The sequence below is a fragment of the Streptomyces sp. UNOB3_S3 genome (assembly GCF_020740895.1).
Lineage (GTDB): Bacteria > Actinomycetota > Actinomycetes > Streptomycetales > Streptomycetaceae > Streptomyces.
In genome coordinates, this window is record NZ_JAILXP010000551.1 from 1 (window position 1) to 3,350 (window position 3,350).

General features: G+C 73.3%; 3 protein-coding genes. 1 reads left to right on the plus strand and 2 read right to left on the minus strand.

Annotated elements, in window-relative coordinates:
• Together K6I33_RS33425 and K6I33_RS33430 are read right to left on the minus strand one after the other, a co-directional pair.
• On the minus strand, positions 1–1,290 hold a 1,290-nt coding region (locus tag K6I33_RS33425; RefSeq protein ID WP_229358494.1), incomplete at its 3' end, for a phosphoribosyltransferase family protein.
• Positions 1,291–1,310: 20 nt separating this feature from the next.
• Entirely contained in the window at positions 1,311–2,486 is a 1,176-nt protein-coding gene (locus tag K6I33_RS33430) for an HpcH/HpaI aldolase/citrate lyase family protein (RefSeq protein ID WP_229358496.1), read from the minus strand.
• Between the two features lie 244 nt (positions 2,487–2,730).
• Between K6I33_RS33430 and K6I33_RS33435 the strand changes: the two genes are divergently transcribed.
• The coding region (locus K6I33_RS33435; RefSeq protein WP_229358498.1) for a TerD family protein at positions 2,731–3,350 on the plus strand (620 nt) is incomplete at its 3' end.

The following is a 3,350-nucleotide window of genomic DNA, read 5'->3' on the forward strand; positions in this document are numbered from 1 at the left end:
GTTGTAGGCGTAGCGGTCACCGGGGCCGTCGGTGGGGTCGTCGTGGGCGGGGAAGGCGATGCGCGACCGGATCGCGTAGCCCGGGTCGGCGACGGGGAGCACGGGCGACCGGGTGGTCGTCGAGAAGCGGACCTCGTCGAAGGCGGGCTCCAGCGCCTGCGCGAGGCGCAGGGGGGCGTACATCAGCTCCTCGTTGCCGAGGACGAGGACGCGCCGCGGGAGCTGAGCAGCGCTGTCGTCTGCGGGCGCGGTTGTGCCCACCTTCCCCCAGCTACCGCTGGGAGGTGCCCCCATCGCCCCGGCGGAACGACTGCCCACAACCGCCGCGGCGACGCGCGCCGCCATGGCGGGGAGAGCGGCCTCCAGGCGGGCCCGGTGCGCGGGGGTGAACCCGTGCCGGCCGCCGTCGGGCAGACCGGCGGGCCAGCCGAGCCCGACGCGGGTCGGCGCGGGGGTCCGGGGGCTTGCCCCCGGGAAACGGGAAGAGGCGGGACCGGGGCCTTCCCTCCGCCGCGACGGCGAGCAACCGTCCACCGGGGAGTCCGGCGGTGCCGAAACGGCCTCCGCCTCGTACCGCGCCACCAGCTCCCGCCCCCGCTCCAGCACCCCCTCCGGGAGGGACACCGTGCCGGTCGCCAGGGCGATCAGTTCCACCCGCGCGCCCAGTTCGCGCGCGAACTCCTCCAGCCGCGCCCGGTCGTCATCCGACCGCATGTCGACCAGCGCGACGACCACGTACCGCTCACGCGGGAACCGCGCGTGGAGGGCGGCGACGGTGTTGAGCACCGTACGCCCCGTCGAGAACTCGTCGTCGACGAGGACGAGCGGGCCGTCGCCCGCGAAGAACTCCGGGTCCTCCGGCAGCAGCAGATGCGACGTGGCGTGGCTGTGCTCCTCCTCGAAGCCGCCCACGGAGGCGGCCCCGGGCACGGCGCGCCGCGTCGAGTGGAGGTACGGGGCGAGGCCGAGGCCGTCGGCGACCGCGTGGCCCAGGCCCGTGGCCGTCTCGGCGTAGCCGAGGACGACGGCCCGGGCGGCGTCCGCGTCGCCCAGCAGGGCCCGGACCCGGCGGCCGAGGCCGGCCCCCGCCTCGTACACGGCGGCCGGGGACGCCGGGACGTGCTTGCCCAGCACGTTGGAGACCAGCAGATGGGCCCGCTTGGGGTTGCGCCGCAGGGCCAGCCCCAGCAACTCCGGCAGCCTGGCGTCGCCTTCCAGCGCCACGCCCAGCCGGTCCGCGACCCACTGTCCCGACCAGATCAACTCTTCCGTGCCCTTCACGTGATTCATCCGCTGGTTCATCCGCTGATTCATCCGCTCTGCAACCCCGCCGCCAGCAGTTCCACGAAGCTGACGTCCTCCCGTGCGACGCCGAAGACCTCGGCGCGCCGCATGGTCCGCTCGGCCCAGGCGCGGTGCGGCTTCACTTCGTTCATCTTGTTCGTATAGGCGGAGCGCATGACCCCGCCGCCGTCGCGCTCGGGCCGCAGGATGTCGCACGCGTCGCTGTACTCCTCGTGGCTGACGACGGAGAGCGCGTGCACGGGTGCGACGTGGGAGGGGTGGATGCAGGTCTTGCCCTGGAGGCCGTTGGCGCGGTCGAGCTGGATCTCGCGCAGGAGGCCGTCCATGTCGTGCTGGATGAGGGCCGTGCGCAGCGCCTCGGCGGGGCCGGCGAAGGGGCTGCGGCGCAGCTGGGGCTTGAACATCCGCTCGGGCTGCGGGAAGTACTCCCAGACCGGTCCGGTGACGGTGAAGCCGCTGCCGTCGGCGCGGCCGAGGACGTTGACGACGTCGGCTATGACGGAGGCGACGAGCTGGACGTCGTAGGCGGTCATGTCGGGGGCGCGGCGCAGCCCGTAGGCGGAGCAGAAGTCGGTGACGCCGAGCCGCAGGGCGAGGACGCGGTCGCGGTACTTCTCGACGGTTCTGGCGATGCCCGTCAGCGTCTCGGTGCGGCTCTCCAGGTGGAGCAGTTCGGGGGATTCCAGGACGGGCATGGCGAAGAGCCGCCGTCCGGAGGCGGCCTCGGCGGCGGTCAGCTCCTCCAGGAACGGCAGTCCGCGGTCCTCGGTGAACTTCGGCAGTACGAATCCGGACAGCAGCCGGCCCGCCGGGCCGAGGCGGCGGACGAGATCCCCGATCTGGGCGGGCTCGCGGACGCGGACGAACAGCAGGGGGAGGTCCTCCTCGGCCCCTTCCGAGGCCCCCGCGAGGTCGGTGAGCTGCCGGACGAGGTTCTCCTCGGCGCCGGTGACGTCCGCGTCGTCTATGGAGTCCTCCAGGCAGAGGACCATGGACACCACTCCGCGCCGCGCCTGCTTGCGCACGTCGAGGGCGAGGGTGGGCCGGGTGGCGGGGCAGTAGAGGGTGGCGCCGAGGGCGACGGAGAGCGTACCGGCGGGAGAACCGGCGGTGAACTCGCCCGGCTCCCTATGGAACAGTCCGCTCCGCACCGCGGGCGACAGGTATCCGAAATGCCTCATTGTTCTCCCCGAATGCCACGGCGTGGGCGCCTTCCCGCCGGTCGAACGGCACGGAAGTGTGGCCGATTATGGTACGTCCGGGGACGGGTCAAGAGTTCCCCAAGTCCAGGACAAGCGCATGACCTGCACAGTTCCTTCAGGTAAACGCTTCGGTGCGCGGGGATGGGGGCGGTGCCGGGGCGCGACTCCCCGCTCCCGACCCCTGCGTTGTCCCGGAGCCGCACGGGAAGGCAGGATTGCGGGCATGACGCACGCCATGCTGAAGGGGTCGAACATCCCGCTGGACGCCCCGACCGTGCGGGCCGTGCTGCGCTGGACACCCGGCCCGGGCATCCCGGACGTGGACGCCTCCGCCCTGTTGCTGGGGGACGAGGGCCGGGTGCGCTCGGACGAGGACTTCGTCTTCTACAACCAGCCGCGCCACCCCTCGGGCCTGGTCCGCCATCTGCCCAAGAAACGGCTGGTGGAGGGGGCGACGGACTCGGTCGAGGCGGATCTGTCCGCCCTCGACGCGTCCGTGGCGCGCGTCGTGCTGGCCGCGTCCGCCGACGGCGGGCCCTTCGGGCTCGTCCGGGACCTGTGCGTGCTGCTCTACGACACCGCGCGCAACGGCTCCGGTTCCACCGACGCGGAGCCCATCGCCCGCTTCGACGTCACGGCGGAGACGGGCGACGAGACGGCGATGCTCTGCGGCGAGCTCTACCGGCGCGGCGACGGCTGGAAGTTCCGCGCGCTCGGGCAGGGCTATGCCTCGGGGCTGGTGGGGCTGGCGACCGAGTTCGGCATCTCGGTGGACGAGCCGGAGGGGGACGGCGCCACCGCGTCCGCCCCCGGTGCCGGGTCCGGTGCCGCGCCCGATCCGGC